This window comes from Flagellimonas alginilytica (assembly GCF_042134605.1).
GTDB lineage: Bacteria > Bacteroidota > Bacteroidia > Flavobacteriales > Flavobacteriaceae > Flagellimonas > Flagellimonas alginolytica.
Window position 1 is genome coordinate 1,782,298 of sequence record NZ_CP169638.1, and the last position, 18,421, is coordinate 1,800,718.

Below are 18,421 nucleotides of genomic sequence, written 5' to 3' on the forward strand. Positions count from 1 at the left end.
TTTGTTTGTGGTGTAAAAAAGAATCTATTATATTTGCACCCGCTTAAGGTAAAAATATTCCTCCTTAGCTCAGTTGGTTAGAGCATCTGACTGTTAATCAGAGGGTCCTTGGTTCGAGCCCAAGAGGGGGAGCAGAGACAGCAAGGCTTCAGAGAAATTCAAACTCTGGAGCCTTTTTCATTTGCACGCAATTTGCACGCGGATTGAAAAAAATAAAGTTTGGAGCCAAACTTTAACATTTCAGACTAAAATTTTCCAAAAAAAATTGAGGGTTGTCCCAAATACTTACCCTTAAACTTTTGCACAGGATCCTGTTTCAATTTTATAGTGTTCGGGAAGAAAAGCGAAAATTAAAATTGGAATAGGGTGCAATTTGCATGGTGCTAGAATCTTAATAAGTTTTGCTTTCCAAGAAGTTCCAGAGGGCGTATGATATAAAATAATCTCTAATCAATTGCTTCTTTTTTCATAAAGCCAAACCACGTAAAATGAATGGCAGCTGATTTTCAAATCAGCATGTATTTATTCGGTCCCGCTTGCGGGACAGATGAATAGCAAGAGGGTGATGCGCAAATTGCGCCATCACGGTTATTTCCGGGTTTTCAATGTCCTGAAAACCAATTAATTGAGTGCGTTTGGAAATACTGTTCAAAAATAGGGGCTACAGTAGATTTTTCCGAAACCTACAGTAAATCCTTTGGGAACCCCTATAAACACTGGAAATTTTTGACGCAAAAATTGACACAAGTTATCGAAAAAACAAAATTAACAGTGCCCTTGAGAAGTTATAAACTCATTTTACAGAGGTGTAAAGTTCCTAAAATAATATTTGCCTCGCTCAGTAGTATTAGTTTGTGTAAGATTTGGGGCTTGCAGCACTTCACTTCGTTCCGTTCGCTTTTTTGCAGTTTCCTTTTGTGACCTACGGGAGCAAAAGCAAGATATGTCATGACAATGACACATCTTGAATTCTCACTCAAATTCAAAATTAAACTCTAGGGATAATTCAGTTTTTTTGAATCGCTGACCTTTGTTTTGTTCAATTCGTACAAGTCAATTGCATAGAGCCCAGAAGAAGGCTCCTTCTTAAATTTTTCTTCAGTATAACCACCAAGGAGATAGAGTTTGTTTTTATGATAAAGAAGGTCTGGGTCTTTTAAATATAAATCAATGTTATAGGCTTTTAAAGTGTTTGCCAAAGTGTTGTAAACAAGCAGTTTTCCATAATTGTAGATGTAAATGATAGCATCGTGGGAGGTGATGCTTGGATTTTCCATTTCATAGAACAAATCCCCTTCTTTTTTCCATTTCCCCGTAGACATATCCAAGGATTCTATTTCCGATAGTGGGTTTCCATCCGTACCTCCGATAAGGTAAACTTTTTCATTAACTATTGCGCCATCCGTTTGTTTGGCTTTGGTCATATCTTCCAACTCATACCAATAACCGGATGTGATGTTGAAAAAATGACATTTGTCGGTATAGACCTTGTTCCCTGCTTTATCCATCTTAATGGAGCCTCCCATCACCAATATATTGTCCTTGTAGGTAAAGGATGCGAAACCTATTGCTTGGTGTGGATTGGTATCATCGATAACAATGCTCAGTGAATCAAGGTTTAGTATCTCTATTTTATTGAGAAGATATTGCTTTTTACCATTGTTGGATACCCTTTTCCCCCCAAGAACAAAAACCTTTTCCTCAAACTTATTGATTTGATGATGAGCTCGATTTTCAAAATCAACATCTACGGTCTTCCATTGATCTAAATGTATATCATAGGTCAATAACTTGTTATTGTAGCTTGTGTTGGTCCCGTTCGGCTCAGTTTCGCCTAAGACATCATTCCATGTTGCTCCATATGGATTCTTAAGGCTGGCGTCTTCTATTGCCTTTCTCATGGTGTCCTCGGTAAAGGATTCACTGCCCCCAATAACGTATATGGTATCGTTTATAACGATAGAACCAAAGGCAAAGACACCTTTTTTAAGCCGCGATAATGGATGGTACTTAAGCTTTTCTCTTAGCTTTTTTTTGCTTGAAATAATAACTTCACCGAGTTCATTGGTCAGCTCGTTCATCAAAATTGTATTTGATGTTTCTTTTAGTTGTGAAAATTTAATCTTTAAAGTTTTATATCCAATAATGGAAAATATCAGGCTATCCGTAGGACTGATCGTTGAATCATATGATAGTCTAAATTCTCCCTTAACATTAGTTGCGGCTCCAATTTCAGAATTCTTAATATAAACATTTACATTGTCCAGAGGTTGCTTGGTTTCCATATCCAAGACCCTGCCTTTAACTATCTGTCCAAATCCTAAAGCGGTTGAAAAAATGAGAAATAACGTAATTTGGACTGTTTTTGGCATAAGGAAATTAATGGGCATGGCAAAAAATGATATGGGCATTGGTTTTTGTCCAATAAAGTACTGAATTTTCAACTTTGAGGATGATTTTAGCACATTATCTTAAAGTAATATATTGCGATTTTTGGTCAAAAAGCATACAGGATATAAGAAGATTCTATGGTAAACTGAGGTTTTCCATGGGGCTGATTGTCTTTACATTACTGAATTCAGCTCCAACTGATACGAATCAAGTACATTGCTTGGTAAGGACTTAAGATAAATTTGAGTAGTACTGAGTTTGTTGTGGCCCATCATTGCGGATATGGCCTCCAATGGAACTTTTTTGAACATGGCATGGGTTGCGAAACTATGCCTTGAAACATAGGAGGTCAATCGCTCTTCAATCCCACATTCTTTTGCAATCTCTTTCAAACCAATATTGTAACGCCTAAGCTCCCATTGGGCATCTTTGTACTGCAATTCCAAAATGTCCCGATAGATTATGGGCAATAAAAAGCCGGAGGGGTTAGGATTGTCCAGATAGTACTGAATAATGGGTTGAATCTGGTCGGTTATAATTATATCGTAGCGTTTTCCTGTTTTACGTCTTTGGAATTTAACACGACCATCGATGATATTATCCCTTTTCAGGAATGCCATGTCAATAAATGACATGCCCAACATCAGATAGGAAAGAATAAAATAGTTGCGATAGTGAAAATGATTGGAACCAATCTTGGTTTTCATTTCAAGTATTTTCTTGATGCTTTCAATCTTAATGGCTCTTTTTTCAGTAGGCTTTGTTTTTATGGTGTAGTATTTAAAAGGGTATAGAGCTTCTTCAACCATACCCTCCTTGATTCCTTTATTGTAGATGGCCTTTATTGTTCTCATATAAGATGCTATTCCATTGATGGTATTGCCTGGCTTTGATAAATGGTGCCTTTCAAACCGTTTTAGGAACTCAAGATTGAGTTCATTGAATTTTAAATCCCTATTGTTTGTAAATACTTTTAGCCTTCCTATGATTCCGGAATAGTTTCTTGCAGTGCCTATCCGTTTTTCCTTAATAAGCTCTTCTGCTTTTTGAAGACCGAACTCATAGAATGAGTTTAACCGTTTTCTATTGACAATTTTATCGGCAATGTCTTTGGCTGTTAGTCTATCCAATTGATCATTATCGGCCAACCTATTGATTACTTCTTGTGCCTTAAGTTGTTTTTTTAATAAAAGGGTATTCATCAATTGAACCGAATCAACATCTGGAAAATTTCTCTTTACTTTGCATCGATTATGATCCCAGTATTCCTCTGGGACATAATGACCTGTTTTGATCGAAGTGGTTTTTCTAAAATGGGTCAGCCTCAAAATGATGGGAAAACATCCATTTTGGGTCATTCTGCGGGTGTCCAAACTTAGCTTTATACTCGTGTTCATGAACATAAGTTATAAAAAAATTTGCACGCAATTTGCACGCAAAAGCTTGGTTTAAATTGATTCCGTTTGAAATCAAAATTTATTAAAACATTGACAATCAATTAAATAACAGCAAATTTAATTTTGCTTGTACCCCATTCGGCGACGCTGTTAATCAGAGGGTCCTTGGTTCGAGCCCAAGAGGGGGAGCATCTAAAGCAAAAGCCACCGAAAAACGGTGGCTTTTTTGTTGGGTAAAGTTTGTTGTCGAGTGTTATATAAGTGGCAATATTGATACATGCCATTTTTCTCCAATTTCATCAAAATATTTGAAATCCCTACAAGTTGATTGCCAAATCTGGCTTCACGATAAATCCCTTATTTCTTAATATGCATTTAACCAATTACTTAAGTGCGTTTTGTGGTCAAACTGTCGTTTACAGGGTAAATATGGTTGTTTGTAAAGCAACTTTTCTTATACAATGCTTTTATCGATAGTTTTGTTCTAGCTAAAAAGAGCATTTTGATTTCTAGAAAAGAACTTCTTTTTCAAATAATACTGCACGTTTTGGTGCTATTGTTTTTCTCCTTTAGCCGAAACACTGGGGGAATTGTCTGGTATCGGGCCGTATTCCTTTTGTTTTATAGTATTTCGACCGTATCCATAACGTATTACCTAATGCCACGGTTTCTGTACAAGAAAAAGTATTGGCAGTTCTTCTTTGGGGTGACCTTGGTAGTGGTATCCGTAATTTTGATCGAAGAATTGGTGTTGGAGCCTATAATGTTTCCCGATACCGAACGTGGAAGAAACTTTCCCGGAATTTATATATCGCTATTGAGCGTATTACCTGTAATCTGTATTCTGTCCGGATTTAAATTCGGATGGGATGCCTTGCAGAAACAAGCACAGATAGATGAATTGAAAAACGCTATAGAAGAAAGTGAACTTCAATTTCTCAGAAACCAGATAAACCCGCACTTTTTGTTCAACAATTTGAACAATTTATACTCCTATGCCCTTCAAGAATCGCCCAAAACCCCTGAGATTATTTTGGAGATGAGCGGTGTTCTGCGTTATATGCTGTACGAGTCCAAAGAGCAGATGGTCCCGCTCAATAAAGAACTGGAGCAACTGGGGAACTTTATCAAGTTGTACAAATTACAGATAGAGGACAGGGGCGAGGTACTTTTTGATGTGGATAAAATAGAGGGCGAATACAGGATCGCGCCATTAATTTTGATCGTGTTTATCGAAAACGCCTTTAAACATAGCCAGTCGGGTCAATCTTCGGATATCAAGATCAATATTTCCGTTAAGGTAAATAATACCACCTTGGAATTCGTATGCAGCAATAACTACGTCTCTGGCTTTAGTTTGGATAGTGTGGCCAAGGGTATCGGGTTAAAAAATGTGAGGAAAAGATTAGAGCTGCTTTATCCAAAAAAACATATTTTGCAGATAGAGGAAACAGAGAACGATTACAAGGTATATCTAAAATTGGAACTGGAAAAAGTCTAAAAAGATGAGGTGTATTATAGTTGAGGATCAACCACCGGCGCAGCGAATCTTAAAAAAATATATACAAGATGTTCCCAACTTGGAACTTGTTGATATGTTTTCGGACGGTCTGAGCGCCATGGAATTCCTGAACCGGGAGTCCGTGGATATTATGTTCTTGGACATACACTTGCCAAAAATCAATGGTCTGGACTTTTTAAAGAGTATTCCGGACCCTCCTCAAGTTATTTTGACCACTGCTTTCTCCGAATACGCCTTGGAAGGCTATGATCTAAATGTAGTGGACTATTTGTTGAAGCCATTTTCGTTTCAGCGCTTTTTACAGGCCGTGAACAAGGCAAATGCCAAGTTGGATGTGCAGAGATCCGGCAGCGTCAATGAACCACTGACCGAGATTTACGTAAAATCCAGCCACGAGCATATTAAAGTGCTGGTGGATGATATTTACACGATTACCTCGGATTCCGATTATACCGAAATCCACTTGGAGGACAAAAAAATCTTGTCCAACGAACCACTTAGACATTGGGTAAGTGTTTTGGGAGGCGATCAATTCTATCAAATCCACAAATCACATATCATAAACACCAAAAAAATCGATAGGATTTCAGGAAATCTGGTGATCCTGACCAATGGGGCCAAAGTACCCTTGGGCAGGGCATATAAGGATACTTTTTTAAAGAGCATATTAAAGTAAATGCCCGGAATTTGTTTCCGGGCTTTTACTTTAAATCTTTATAAATTTTGCTCTATTTCGCAAAGTACACATAAATGGCAATAACGATAAAGCAGATAAATGCACTGGCCGGTTTTACATACTTCCAGGGCTCAATGGAAACCTGTTTGGTGTACTCCAATTGGAAGGGCTCTTTTCTTGGATAAAACTTCCCGATGATCAACATAATTACAATATTGGAAACAAACAATATCGCCATTACGTGAAGATAGTGTGGATAGGCACCGGCTTCTACCAGATTTAGTTCCACAGGGTCTGTAATGCCATTTGCCTTGGCTTCGGCAAGTGCGTTGGCCACCATTCTGGGCCCCACAATAAACTGACTGATGATGTAAAGTATGGATCCAGAAAGGATGCCTATTTTGGCTGCAATGGCAGGTACCCTTTTGGTGAGATATCCCACAACGATTATAGTGAAAATAGGGATGCTGTAAATACCGTTGATCTCTTGTAAATAGTTGAACAAGCTACCAGCGTTGGCAATCATTGGGGCAATGAACATGGCTGCAAGTGCCAAGCATACGCCGAACACCTTACCGTATTTTACCACGGTCATTTCCGAGGCATTTTTGTTGATGTGCTGTTTATAAATGTCTATCCCGAACAAGGTCACCGAACTATTGAGCACGCTATTGAACGAACTTAATATAGCACCAAAAAGTACAGCGGCAAAGAAGCCCATTAATGGTTTAGGAAGCACGGCGCGTACCAGTTCGGGATATGCCAAGTCGCTACTGGCAAGTCCTCCCTCAAAATAATAGTAGGCGATCATTCCGGGCAACACCAAGATTATGGGTCCTAAAATCTTTAAAAATGCGGCCAATAATAGGCCTTTTTGGCCTTCTGCAAGGTTTTTTGCGCCCAATCCCCTTTGGATGATTTGTTGATTGGTGCCCCAATAGAAAAGCTGAACCAGCATCATTCCTGTAAAAATGGTGGAAAAGGGCACCTCTTGTCCAGGATTCCCAGTGGAATCAAAGCGCTCTGGGTTGGCATCCATTAATGTTTGCAAGCCGCCAAGAACACTTCCGTCCCCAATGGCCATCAATCCAAAAACGGGAATCAAAATACCACCTACAATAAGTCCAACCGCATTGATACTGTCTGAAACGGCAACAGCCTTTAATCCTCCAAAAACCGCATAAATGGAACCAATGATACCGATACCCCAAATACAAACGACCAAAGCGGTGGAATCCGATACCCCTAGTAAGGTCGGAACATCGAACATACCACTTATGGCAACCGAACCAGAATATAAAATTACCGGCAACAGCACAACAACATAGCCCGTTAAGAAAAGTCCCGATGTAATCGTTTTTGTGGTAACATCGAACCGTTTGGCCAAAAACTGAGGGACCGTTGTAAGTCCTCCCTTTAAATAGCGCGGGAGCAAAAACAATGCGGTGACCACTATGGCAAGCGCTGCCAGGGTTTCCCAGGCCATGACCGATAATCCGTCCTTATATGCACTGCCGTTTAGGCCAACAATTTGCTCTGTGGAGAGGTTGGTGAGCAATAGTGACCCAGCTATTACGCCGGCGGTTAGGCTTCTTCCGCCCAAAAAATAACCGTCCGATGAGGTTTCGTCCGTTTTTCTAACGGACCACCAGGATATTATACCTACCATTAGAGTAAATCCCAAAAAGGAAATAAGTGCCATACTTTAAAGTTTGATGTTCCGGCGCGTGCCAAAACGGTTTGCTTAGTTGGGTGCAATTAATCTGGACTTTACAAAAAACTGTAAGGTGAATCGGTATGGTCCAATATTAAAAGCGAATATAAAATTCAAATAAATGCTAATATAACTGGATTTTTCGGAAAAGTATATAGAATCTATAAACGCAACATTTTCATTCTAATTTGAAGGAATTTCAAAAGTTTATGGATGGCTGGCCTTCAAAAAGATAATCCACAGCTAACAATTATTTAAACTGTTTTGTGGCTTTTTTATGATAATAAATTGAGTAATTAGCAACTTAATTTTATTATTAGTAAACTTTGATTGATAATAGTTCTGTTGTTAAGCGACCGAGTTTGGTTTTTGTGCTGCACGCGTCGCTTGCTGCTTTTGGCACTTACTTTTGTATGTACGCTTTTAGGAAACCATTTTCTGTAGCAACTTTTGATGGAGTGGCCTTCTGGGGAGTGGATTACAAGATATTATTGGTGATTGCGCAGGTGTTGGGGTACGCACTATCCAAATTTGTCGGTATAAAAGTGATATCGGAACTAAAACCCGACCAAAGGTTACTTTACTTAATATCGCTTATAGGTATTGCAGAAATATCCCTGTTGCTTTTTGCCTGGGTCCCTGCACCGTACAATATATTGTTTATGTTCTTGAACGGTTTGCCCTTGGGAATGATCTGGGGCATTGTGTTTTCCTATATAGAAGGAAGAAAGTTTACCGATATTCTGGGAGTGGTCCTATCTGCAAGTTTTATCGTCTCCAGTGGCGTTGTAAAATCAGTAGGCCTCTTTGTTATGAATTCATGGGGTGTGAGCGAATTTTGGATGCCCTCCGTGACCGGGGCATTGTTTTTTGTTCCCCTTTTGATTTGCTCCCTTCTTTTACAACGGGTTCCACCACCAACAGCCCAAGATGTTTCCAGCAGGACCGAACGTATCCCAATGACTGCGGCAGACCGAAGAGACTTGGTCAAAAAGTATTTTTTTCCATTGGTGCTCATTGTGCTCTTCTATACATTTTTAACCGCATTTAGGGATTTTAGGGACAATTTTGCACGAGAACTTTGGGATAGCATCGGGTATCAGGGCGATGTTTCCGTTTTTTCGACATCGGAAATCATAATTGCAATTATAGTCTTATTGATCATAGGTTCCATTTTTTATATAAAGAACAATTTTAAGGCGCTACTTACCTATCATGCCCTATTAATAATGGGCACCTTGGTGTTGGCCGTAGGTACACTTTTGTTTCAAACAGGAGTACTGGACCCATTTATTTGGATGGTTTGCACCGGCTTTGGGCTATATATCTGCTACGTACCCTTCAATTGTCTTTTTTTCGACCGCTTCATAGCCACCTATCATGTAAAAGGGAATTCGGGTTTTCTTATATACATCGCCGATTCTTTTGGCTACGTGGGCAGTGTACTTGTTTTGCTCTATAAAAACTTTGGACAGGCCAATTTATCTTGGCTCAACTTTTTTATATATGGAACCTATGCCGTAGCATTTATAGGTATTGGCTGTACACTGGTGCTGTATTTTCATTTTACTGCGCTGAGCAAGGCGGAACAACTCAATAAACAATTCGATTATGGACAATAAGTATGATGCTGTCATTGTAGGTGGCGGTGTTTTGGGAACTTTTCATGCCTATAATGCAATGGAAATGGGCCTAAAAGTTTGCTTGGTGGAAAAAGATGCCTACCCCAAAGGGGCTACCACCCAGAACTTTGGACAGGTTGTGCCTTCTGGCATGAATACCAAATGGCAAAAATTTGGCCGCGAAAGTCTTCGAATATATAAGGATATCCAATCGCATTTCGATATCAGTATCCGTCAGAACGGTACAGTCTATTTAGCATCCAACGAAGAAGAAGAGCGTTTGCTGGTGGAGCTTAGGGCAATAAACAGTGGCAACGATTACGAATCCAAAATGCTAACCAAGGAACAGTGCTTGGAAAAATATCCAGGATTAAGGAAAGACTATGTTCTGTCCGGATTGTATTTTCCGCAAGAAGTCACCGTAGAGCCCAGGGTAATGATCCATAAACTTCAAAAATATTTGATGGAGCAAAAAGGGTTGGATATCAAGTTCGATTTTCCGGTGGTTTCCTGCGAATCCGATGGTAGTTGGGTTAGGGTCAAAAACACCAAAAATGAAGAAGTGCAAGCCAAAAAAGTGATAATCTGCAATGGGGCCGATTTTAAAAATCTTTATCCCGAAACGTTTGCATCCAGTGATCTAGAGGTTTCCAAATTGCAGATGATGCATACCAAACCCCAAGGGAATTACAATCTAAAAGGATCTATATTGACAGGTTGGTCAATTCGAAGGTACGAGGCGTTTCACGAATGTCCTTCCTTCAAAACGATAAAGGCCAACGAGCCAAAGGACAGCCTTCAAAAGAAATGGGGGGTCCACATTTTGTTTAAACAAGCAACGGATGGTTCGGTAATTCTCGGGGATTCCCACCAATACGCCGATGCCGGTAACATGGAAGATCTGGGGTACGATCTTGATATGGATATTGATGATTTTATGGTTCAGGAGGCCAAGAAAATTATTGACCTGCCCACCTATCAAATCCAAAAAAGATGGTACGGCATGTACTCACAATGTAAAAACAGTGATATTTATCAAAAAACAATAGACAACAATATTCATATTGTTACGGGAATCGGAGGTAAGGGAATGACAGGGAGTGCCGGATTTTCCAAAAAAAACATTGCAACAATTTTTAATGCACAGAAAATCAATTTATGAAAAAAATAGAACTGGCCGTTTTTGATATGGCGGGAACCACAGTGAACGAAGATAATGTGGTGTACAAAACCGTAAGGGCCGCTCTGGCGAAGCATGGCGTGGATGTTACTTTGGAAACTGTACTCGAATGCGGCGCCGGAAAGGAAAAGTTTAAGGCCATTTCCGATATTTTAGAGGAAAGCAAGAACAAAAGTGTGGATGCCAAAGCAGTGTTTCAGGATTTTAAGGGAATGTTGGAAGATGCTTATACCAATTTAAACGTTGGCACTTATGATGGCGTTGAAGAACTATTTAAAACCTTAAAGAAACAGGAAGTAAAAATAGTGTTGAATACTGGTTATGATCGTAAAACAGCGGAAACCCTTTTAAATAAATTGGGATGGATTCCCGGTGAACAGGTGGATGCTTTGATCACGGCGGACGATGTGGTCAATGGAAGACCGTCGTCCGAAATGATAGATAAGGCCATGGAATTATTTGGTGTTACCGATCCGCAAAAGGTATTAAAGGCCGGCGACTCCGCTATCGATATTGAAGAGGGTAAAAATGCCAATTGCGGCTGGACGGTAGGTGTCCTTACCGGTGCACAGAACCGTGAGCAATTGGAAACAGCACGGCCAACCCTTATCTTGGAATCCTTGTCCAGCTTGGCGGAGGAATTGTTTTCTTGATCAGATAAAAAAATATACAACCAACATTTTAGAAGGAACATTCCCTTTGTTTACAGGTACATGGGGGACTCTACCATCAAAAAAAATAGAGTCCCCTTCTTTTAACAGCACTTCTTGGTCACCTATTTCGTAATAGCACTCACCGGTTAAAATATATTTGAACTCAAAAGCATCGGTCACCACTTTTTCCCTTTTAGAGTTGGGCTGTACCTCCAAGAGCACACTTTCAAAGCCGACCGAGTTCAATTGCTTGCTAAAGATGTAATTGTAAGAAAAGCCGATAGCTTCGTCTTCCTTATCGATCACGGACTGTTCATCTTTGCGGGTCACTAAAAAATTCTGTCCATTTACATTGGGGATACCATCAAAAAAAACGGTCATTTCGGTGCCCAATGCTTCCACAATTTTCAAAAATACGGGCAACGATGGAATGGTACGGCCATTTTCTATCCTGGAAATTAAGCCGGCAGTTACCCCGGCACTTCCAGCAACATCGTTTATGGTTTTTTTATTGTCTTTGCGAATTTGTTTAATCCTCTTTCCAATGCCCACCAAATAATCTTCCATAATATGCGAACTCAAAAATTTTAGTATTTATAATATTCTAAGAAAGATCAAGAATAAGAAAAATATCTGTAACGGTAGGATATTGTTGGAGGTCTTAAAAAAGAACATGTCTCTAACCTTTGTTAAAAGTTAAATATTTGTAAATAATATTAATATAACATTGGGCTGTTTCTTTTAACCTTTCCGTATCATTTTTTTAATCTGGATGGATGCGTGTCTTAATTCTGGTGTTGGATATTTGTTGATAAATAATTAACCAAATTTTACAAATATTCAACAAATGAAAAAATCATTCGTAGCATTTTTACTTGCATTTACGGTAAGTATAATTGGCTATTCGCAAGTCACCTTTTCTGGAAAGGTAGTAGACGAGAACAACGTGCCTTTACCAGGTGCATCGGTTGTTGTAAAGGGCAGTGCCAATGGTGTTGCCACCGACTTTGATGGAAACTTTGAAATAGAGCTTCCTCAAGGTGGAGAAATACTCGAGGTATCCTATATAGGGTATATCTCTCAAGATGTTGAGACTGCTGGAAAAACATCCATTTCCATAATGCTACAGCCAGATTCCCAACAGTTGGATGAGGTAGTGGTTACTGCATTGGGGATTAAAAGGGAAACCAAGAAACTGGCATATGCGGTACAAAAGGTTTCCGGTGAAGAAATCGCAGAGGCCCGTGAAACCAACGTGGTGAACTCTCTCTCCGGTAAAATGGCGGGAGTTCAGGTAACAGGAGGTAATTCTGGGGTTGGTTCTACATCACAGATTATAATTCGTGGAGAAAGTTCATTAAACCCAAGCCCAAATGCCAACTCTCCATTGTTCGTTGTGGATGGGATTCCTATAAACAACAATGTTAGCAACAGAGGTTCCGAAGGTAACATGGAAGTGGATTACGGTAATGGGGCCATGGACATAAACCCGGACGATGTAGAAACAATGACAGTGCTTAAAGGTCCGAACGCCACCGCATTGTACGGTTCCAGAGGTGCAAATGGTGTTGTACTTATAACAACAAAATCAGGTCAAGGTACCAAAGGAATCGGTGTTTCCATAACCCATAACACAACTTTCGAGGACTTATTGACCCTTCCAAAATACCAAAACCGATATGGACAGGGTTCTGGCGGTCAGTTTGCCTTTAACGATGGTGGTCAGAACCGTTCCCTTACCGGAGGCATAAACGATCACGTGGACGAAAGTTGGGGACCTGCCATGAACGGGCAATTGATCCCACAGCACGATAGTCCTACCTCTAGCGGTTTCCGCGCGGGCGATGTACATGTTAGACCAAGAAATCCCGACGGTACTTTTGCCGATGAGATCATCGCAACCCCATTTTCTCCCCAACCCGATAATATCGAAGATTTTTTTAGAACTGGTTTTACCATGAGCAATAACGTGGCTTTGACCGGTGCCAATAAAGATGGAAACTTTAGGGTTTCATTTACCGACCTACAGAGTGAGAGTGTAATCCCGCACTCCAATTTTAAAAGAAGGTCATATCAAGTAAACGGATCATATAATCTAACGGATTGGTTAAAGGTTACTGGATCTATGAATTACATCAACTCAAATTCACGTAACCGTCCCAACAATTCCTATGGAACGGAGAACATTATGTACCTGTGGATTTGGTTCGGCCGTCATATCAATATGAACGGGTTAAGGGACTACTGGCAGCCAGGATTGGAAGATGTTCAGCAGTACAACTACAATTATAACTATCATGACAACCCGTTCTTTACGGTTTTCGAAAATACAAACGCCTTTAATAAGGATCGTGTAATTACCAATCTTAGGGCAGATATGAATCTTGCCAATGGTTTAAGTTTGATGGTCCGTACAGGTTTCGATTATTCCAATGAGTTGGATAGACGTAAAAGGGCCTACTCTACACAACGTTTTCCAAATGGACAGTATAGAGAGGATTTTGTGTATGCCTACGAACAGAACACCGATTTCTTGCTGTCCTATAACAAAGAATTGAATCAAGACTTTGATTTTGGGATATCCTTGGGAGGTAACCACCGTTCTGCCAAAAACAGATACCAGCGGATCAGTGCCAATTCCTTGTCCATTCCTGGGATCTACAATTTTGGAAATGCCGCAGAACCTTTAACACAAAGCGATTACGATAGCAAGTTTACCGTAAACAGTTTGTATGCATTTTCCAACTTGGCCTATAAAGATTATGCATTTTTGGATGTAACGGCACGTAACGATTGGTCGTCCACACTACCCGATGGCAACAATAGCTATTTCTATCCATCCGTTGGTTTAAGTTTTATTCTTTCGGATATGTTTCAAATGCCGGAAGCGATCAGCTTTGCAAAAATTAGAGGGGGTTGGGCAAGTGTAGGTAACGATACCGACCCTTATAATTTGGCCGCGACCTATGGTTTTGGAAATACGTTTAACGGGTATTCACGAGTTTATTCACCGTCCGAACTAAAATTGGCCGACCTAAAACCGGAGCGTACCAACTCGTTCGAAGTAGGGGCCGATTTAAGATTCTTGGGTAACCGCTTGGGATTGGACGTTGCAGCATACAAATCCATCACCAAAAACCAGATTTTATCCTTGCCGGTATCCAATACTTCCGGGTATAGTTCTAGAATCATAAACGCAGGTGAAGTTGAGAATAAAGGTTTGGAAGTAACGTTATCGGCCACTCCGGTACAAACGGATAATTTTAGCTGGAACACCAACATCAACTTTACCACCAATCGTGGAGAGGTAAAAGAGTTGACGGAAGGCCTAGATCAATATTTGGTTAAATCGAACTATTTGCAAGTAGTGGCCGAAGTAGGCGAGCGCATGGGCGATTTATACGGAACCGGATTTGAAAAAGTTACCGATAAGAACAGCCAATACTATGGACAATGGATCATAGATGGTGATTCAGGATTGCCCATTAGAAGCAACGAGTTAAGAAACCTAGGAAACTACAACCCTGATTTTATGGTTGGTTTTCAAAATAGTTTCAGGTATAAAAATCTTCGTTTCGGATTCTTGTTCGATTGGAGACAAGGAGGTGTGTATCACTCAAGAACAGTTGCCATTGGCGGAACAACCGGTATGCTGGACTTTACCGTTCCCGGTCGCGAAACAGGGATCGTGGCACAAGGTGTTGTGGACGATGGAAACGGAAATTATACACCAAACACCACAAACGTAGCTGCATCCAATTATTACTCCCACGTTTATAACAGAGGTAACGAGGAAAGTTCAATGTTCGATGCCACCTATGTAAAATTGAGAGAAGTAAAACTTGGATACACATTACCGAGCAAACTATTGGCAAAAACTCCGATAAAGTCCGCCACAATTTCACTGGTGGGCCGTAATCTGGCCCTTTGGACGGAGAACGATCATGTAGACCCCGAAACCATCTCATTCTCAGGAGGAACCATTGTTCCCGGCGTAGAAGATATGGCATTGCCAAGCACAAGAAGTTTTGGGCTTAACCTTAACGTAGAATTTTAAAAAAGAATTTAAGATAAAGAATGATGAAAACATCAAACTTCATAAAATCCATCTTATTTGCAGGAACCGTTTTGGTTTCGTGCACCAACAATTTTGAGGAAATCAATTCCAACCCAAATGCGCCCGAACAAGTTAGCGCCAACCTGCTTACCTCTACGGTAACCTCCGAAATTACACGGACATTGACACAAGAAGGGTATAGCGACGGGAACACAATTACCCAATTAATGGCCAAAAACAATTTCCCTGGGTTTAGCCAGTTCGATTGGGGAGATCAAGGCATGTGGAATTTTTTCTACAGCTATTTGCCCGAGATCAACGATATTTTGGAAATTTCAAGAGCAGAAGGCACTCAAAATTCAACTTACGAAGGGATTGCACTTACCTTAAGGGCACTATCTTTTGCCAACCTTACCGATTTGTACGGTCACGTTCCATATACCGAGGCAATGGCAGGTAAAACAGAAGGTATTTTTACCCCTGTTTACGATGATCAAGAAACGGTATACAACGGAGTACTTCAGGATTTGGCCGATGCCGATGCGGCACTTGCCAAAGGTCAGGCCATAGCAGGGTCTACCGGTGATGTAATTTATAACGGCGATGCATCCAAATGGAGAAAATTGGCAAACGCATTGCGCTTGCGCTACCTATTGCGAATTTCCAAGCAAAGAGATGTATCCTCCGAAATGCAGGCTATAGTAAGTGCAGGAAATTACATCAACGACAATGGCGACAACGCCGTTTTGGTCTACAGTGGAACATCAAATACCGATTCTTGGCCGGAAAGTACTGGCCGTATAGGTGGGTTCGATGAAAAGAGTCTTTGCACAACCTTGTTGGGCTATTTTGAAGAATTCAATGATCCCCGATTGGATATTTGGTTCGATCGCAACAGTGAAGGTGAATGGGTGGGGATCCCAATTGGTCTTAACCAAGATAACGCTCGTGCCTATGACGATGAATTTAGTCCTAGTCGATTGGATGTTGAGCTGTTCTATTTTTCCTCTACAGCAGCCGAAGCCTTTATTATGAAAAACTCCGAAGTACAGTTTATCCTTGCCGAAGCTGCAGAAAGAGGGTTTATTTCTGGAAGTGCAGAGGATTATTATAACAATGGAATCCGTGCAAGTTTGGATTACTGGGGTGTGCCCAGTGATGACATTGAAGCGTATTTGGTACAGCCGGCCGTTCAATACAATGGTTCTTTGGAATTATTGTTGACCCAAAAAACAATTGCTCTTTGGAACGTGGATTACCAAGGATGGATGGACTATCGAAGAACTGGAATACCCGCCTTGGAGAATGGTCAAGACGACCTTAATGGCGGCCGTTATCCAGTTCGCTTCCTTTACCCCTCCTCTGAACAGACCTTGAACGGAGACAATTATAAAGCAGCGGTAGAGGCCATGGGTGGTGAAGGTGATAACATCAATACACCGGGATGGTGGGAAACAGGAACAAGATACTAAGCTTACAAAATTTAAAATAATTGCAAGTGGTTGCCCTTTACCAAGGGCAGCCTTTGCATTTAATAACCAACAGTATGTCAAGATTAATTGTATGTGCCATTTTATCTGTATTCCTTCTGTTTTCATGTGATTCCAAAATCAAGAAAACCCCTACAGGAATCAAGCATGTAGTGGTTATCGGAGTAGATGGTATGAGCCCGGATGGTATTCTTAAGGCAGAAACCCCAATGATGGACGAAATGGTTAAGAACGGCGCAGCCACCATGAACGGAAGGGCCGTATTACCATCCAGTTCCAGTCCAAACTGGGCCAGCATGATCATGGGAGCCGGTACGGAACAACATGGGGTTACATCTAACGGTTGGGAAAAATTCGACCATCAATTGCCTCCGGTCGTAGCCACCAAAAACGGAACTTTTCCAACAATATTTACACTTTTTAAAGACCAACAACCGGAAGCCCATGTAGGAGCTATTTACGATTGGGATGGATTCGGACGCTTGTTCGAGAAATCGGATGTTGATTTTGATATTGATGGAGACCACGAAGAAAAAACTGCCCTTGCAGCAGTGGACTATATCAAAAAGAATAAACCAAAGTTCACCTTTGTCCACTTGGACCATGTGGACCACGCAGGCCATGCCAAGGGTCACGGCACTCCCGATTATTATGAGTCCGTGGAAAAAGCAGATGCCCTAATCGCCAAAATTGTGGATGCTACCAAAGAAGCCGGAATTTTTGAAAATACCATGTTCATAGTGGCCTCCGATCATGGTGGGTTGGGCTTTGGCCATGGAGGAGAAAGCTTGGCCGAAATGGAGATTCCTTTTGTTTTGTACGGCGCAGGCATTAAAAAAGGATATCAAATAGAAGAAACCGTTTATCAATACGACAACGCACCCACTGTAGCCTATGCCATGGGGCTAATAACTCCGCAAGCATGGATCGGTCGTCCCGTTAAAGGTGCATTTATAGGGAATAAAGCCCCAAAACTTATCTACAAGCGAAAGGTTAAAATAACCCAACCAAAAATTCTTCCGGATGCTGGCTATTTTGAGCCAGCAGGAGGGATTTTTAAATCAGACTCGGTGGCGGTGGTTATGCAAAACCCGAACAATTTGGGCGAGATAAGGTACACACTTGGAGATATAGTTCCCACATTCGATAATAGCCAACGTTACCAAGATACCTTCTATCTGAAACAAACAGAAATCGTAAAAGCAGGAATATTTCAGGACAACCAATTGGTGAGTACGGTTACGGAGGCTAATTTTAGAATTGTTCCAAAATCAAAGCAAGACCCTGTTCAATTTGAAATTTATCAGGTAAATGGAATAGAAAAATTACCCGATTTCTCGTCTCTAACACCAACGCTTAAAGGTTTTGTAACCGAGTTTTCTCACAAACAGTCCTTGACCAAGGACAGGCCCCAAGAGCAGGTTGCCGTTGTGTTTGAAAGTTTACTCGAAATTCCACAAGAAGGGAAATATACTTTTTATACCAATAGTGATGATGGCAGCAAACTATATGTAAATGGCGCCGAAATAGTTGACAACGATGGAGACCATGGTGTAAGGGAACGTAGCGGGTCGTTACAACTTGCCAAAGGGAAACATTTGGTGCGTGTGGAGTATTTTAATGGAGGCGGGGGCTTTCATTTAGATGTGAAATATAAAGGCCCAAACACCCCAAAACAGATTATACCTGCAAATCATTTATACAGAGAAAAATAGGTAA

General features: G+C 40.7%; 12 protein-coding genes and 1 tRNA gene. 9 read left to right on the forward strand and 4 right to left on the reverse strand.

The annotated features are described in order from the left end of the window. Positions 1-58 precede the first annotated feature (58 nt). Positions 59-132: transfer RNA gene (locus ABTP35_RS07910), tRNA-Asn, on the forward strand. Between the two features lie 863 nt (positions 133-995). Here ABTP35_RS07910 and ABTP35_RS07915 read toward each other — a convergent pair. Together ABTP35_RS07915 and ABTP35_RS07920 are read right to left on the reverse strand one after the other, a co-directional pair. Then, complete coding sequence (locus ABTP35_RS07915; protein ID WP_293297516.1) at positions 996-2,411, reverse strand: carboxypeptidase-like regulatory domain-containing protein; 1,416 nt, start codon at positions 2,409-2,411, stop codon at positions 996-998. A 153-nt stretch (positions 2,412-2,564) separates the two neighbouring features. Then, on the reverse strand, positions 2,565-3,788 hold the full coding sequence (locus ABTP35_RS07920) for a site-specific integrase (RefSeq protein WP_293297514.1): 1,224 nt from the start codon (positions 3,786-3,788) through the stop codon (positions 2,565-2,567). Between the two features lie 502 nt (positions 3,789-4,290). On the opposite strand from ABTP35_RS07920, the gene ABTP35_RS07925 reads away from it, so the two are divergent. Next, positions 4,291-5,289 carry a histidine kinase gene (locus ABTP35_RS07925; protein ID WP_293297511.1) on the forward strand — a complete coding sequence of 333 codons (999 nt, stop codon included), beginning with the start codon at positions 4,291-4,293 and terminating at the stop codon, positions 5,287-5,289. Between the two features lie 4 nt (positions 5,290-5,293). Further along, entirely contained in the window at positions 5,294-5,986 is a 693-nt protein-coding gene (locus ABTP35_RS07930) for a LytTR family DNA-binding domain-containing protein (RefSeq protein ID WP_224835768.1), read from the forward strand. Positions 5,987-6,038: 52 nt separating this feature from the next. On the opposite strand, the gene ABTP35_RS07935 is transcribed toward ABTP35_RS07930, so the two are convergent. Next, complete coding sequence (locus ABTP35_RS07935) at positions 6,039-7,688, reverse strand: solute:sodium symporter family transporter (protein ID WP_293297508.1); 1,650 nt, start codon at positions 7,686-7,688, stop codon at positions 6,039-6,041. Between the two features lie 425 nt (positions 7,689-8,113). Between ABTP35_RS07935 and ABTP35_RS07940 the strand changes: the two genes are divergently transcribed. Genes ABTP35_RS07940 through ABTP35_RS07950 form a run of 3 tightly spaced genes read left to right on the forward strand, consistent with a single transcriptional unit; the run spans position 8,114 to position 11,155 of the window. Next, on the forward strand, positions 8,114-9,322 hold the full coding sequence (locus tag ABTP35_RS07940) for a DUF5690 family protein (protein WP_293299112.1): 1,209 nt from the start codon (positions 8,114-8,116) through the stop codon (positions 9,320-9,322). Further along, the gene (locus ABTP35_RS07945; protein WP_293297505.1) at positions 9,312-10,484 is read left to right on the forward strand and encodes a TIGR03364 family FAD-dependent oxidoreductase; all 1,173 of its coding nucleotides are present in this window, start codon (positions 9,312-9,314) and stop codon (positions 10,482-10,484) included. The genes ABTP35_RS07940 and ABTP35_RS07945 overlap by 11 nt, the downstream gene beginning before the upstream one ends. Further along, positions 10,481-11,155, forward strand: coding sequence for a phosphonatase-like hydrolase (locus tag ABTP35_RS07950; protein WP_293297502.1), 675 nt, complete (start codon positions 10,481-10,483; stop codon positions 11,153-11,155). The genes ABTP35_RS07945 and ABTP35_RS07950 overlap by 4 nt, the downstream gene beginning before the upstream one ends. On the opposite strand, the gene ABTP35_RS07955 is transcribed toward ABTP35_RS07950, so the two are convergent. Further along, positions 11,156-11,722 carry an XRE family transcriptional regulator gene (locus ABTP35_RS07955; RefSeq protein ID WP_224836430.1) on the reverse strand — a complete coding sequence of 189 codons (567 nt, stop codon included), beginning with the start codon at positions 11,720-11,722 and terminating at the stop codon, positions 11,156-11,158. Between the two features lie 280 nt (positions 11,723-12,002). Here ABTP35_RS07955 and ABTP35_RS07960 point away from each other — a divergent pair, with 280 nt between their 5' ends. From ABTP35_RS07960 to ABTP35_RS07970, 3 genes are all read left to right on the forward strand, one after another. Further along, positions 12,003-15,212: a SusC/RagA family TonB-linked outer membrane protein gene (locus ABTP35_RS07960; protein WP_224835764.1), complete on the forward strand. Its 3,210-nt coding sequence runs from the start codon at positions 12,003-12,005 to the stop codon at positions 15,210-15,212. A 20-nt stretch (positions 15,213-15,232) separates the two neighbouring features. Then, positions 15,233-16,684 carry a SusD/RagB family nutrient-binding outer membrane lipoprotein gene (locus ABTP35_RS07965; RefSeq protein ID WP_293297496.1) on the forward strand — a complete coding sequence of 484 codons (1,452 nt, stop codon included), beginning with the start codon at positions 15,233-15,235 and terminating at the stop codon, positions 16,682-16,684. A 74-nt stretch (positions 16,685-16,758) separates the two neighbouring features. Continuing rightward, positions 16,759-18,417 (forward strand): alkaline phosphatase family protein, encoded by a 1,659-nt coding sequence (locus ABTP35_RS07970; protein WP_293297493.1) that lies wholly within the window; start codon positions 16,759-16,761, stop codon positions 18,415-18,417. Positions 18,418-18,421 lie beyond the last annotated feature (4 nt).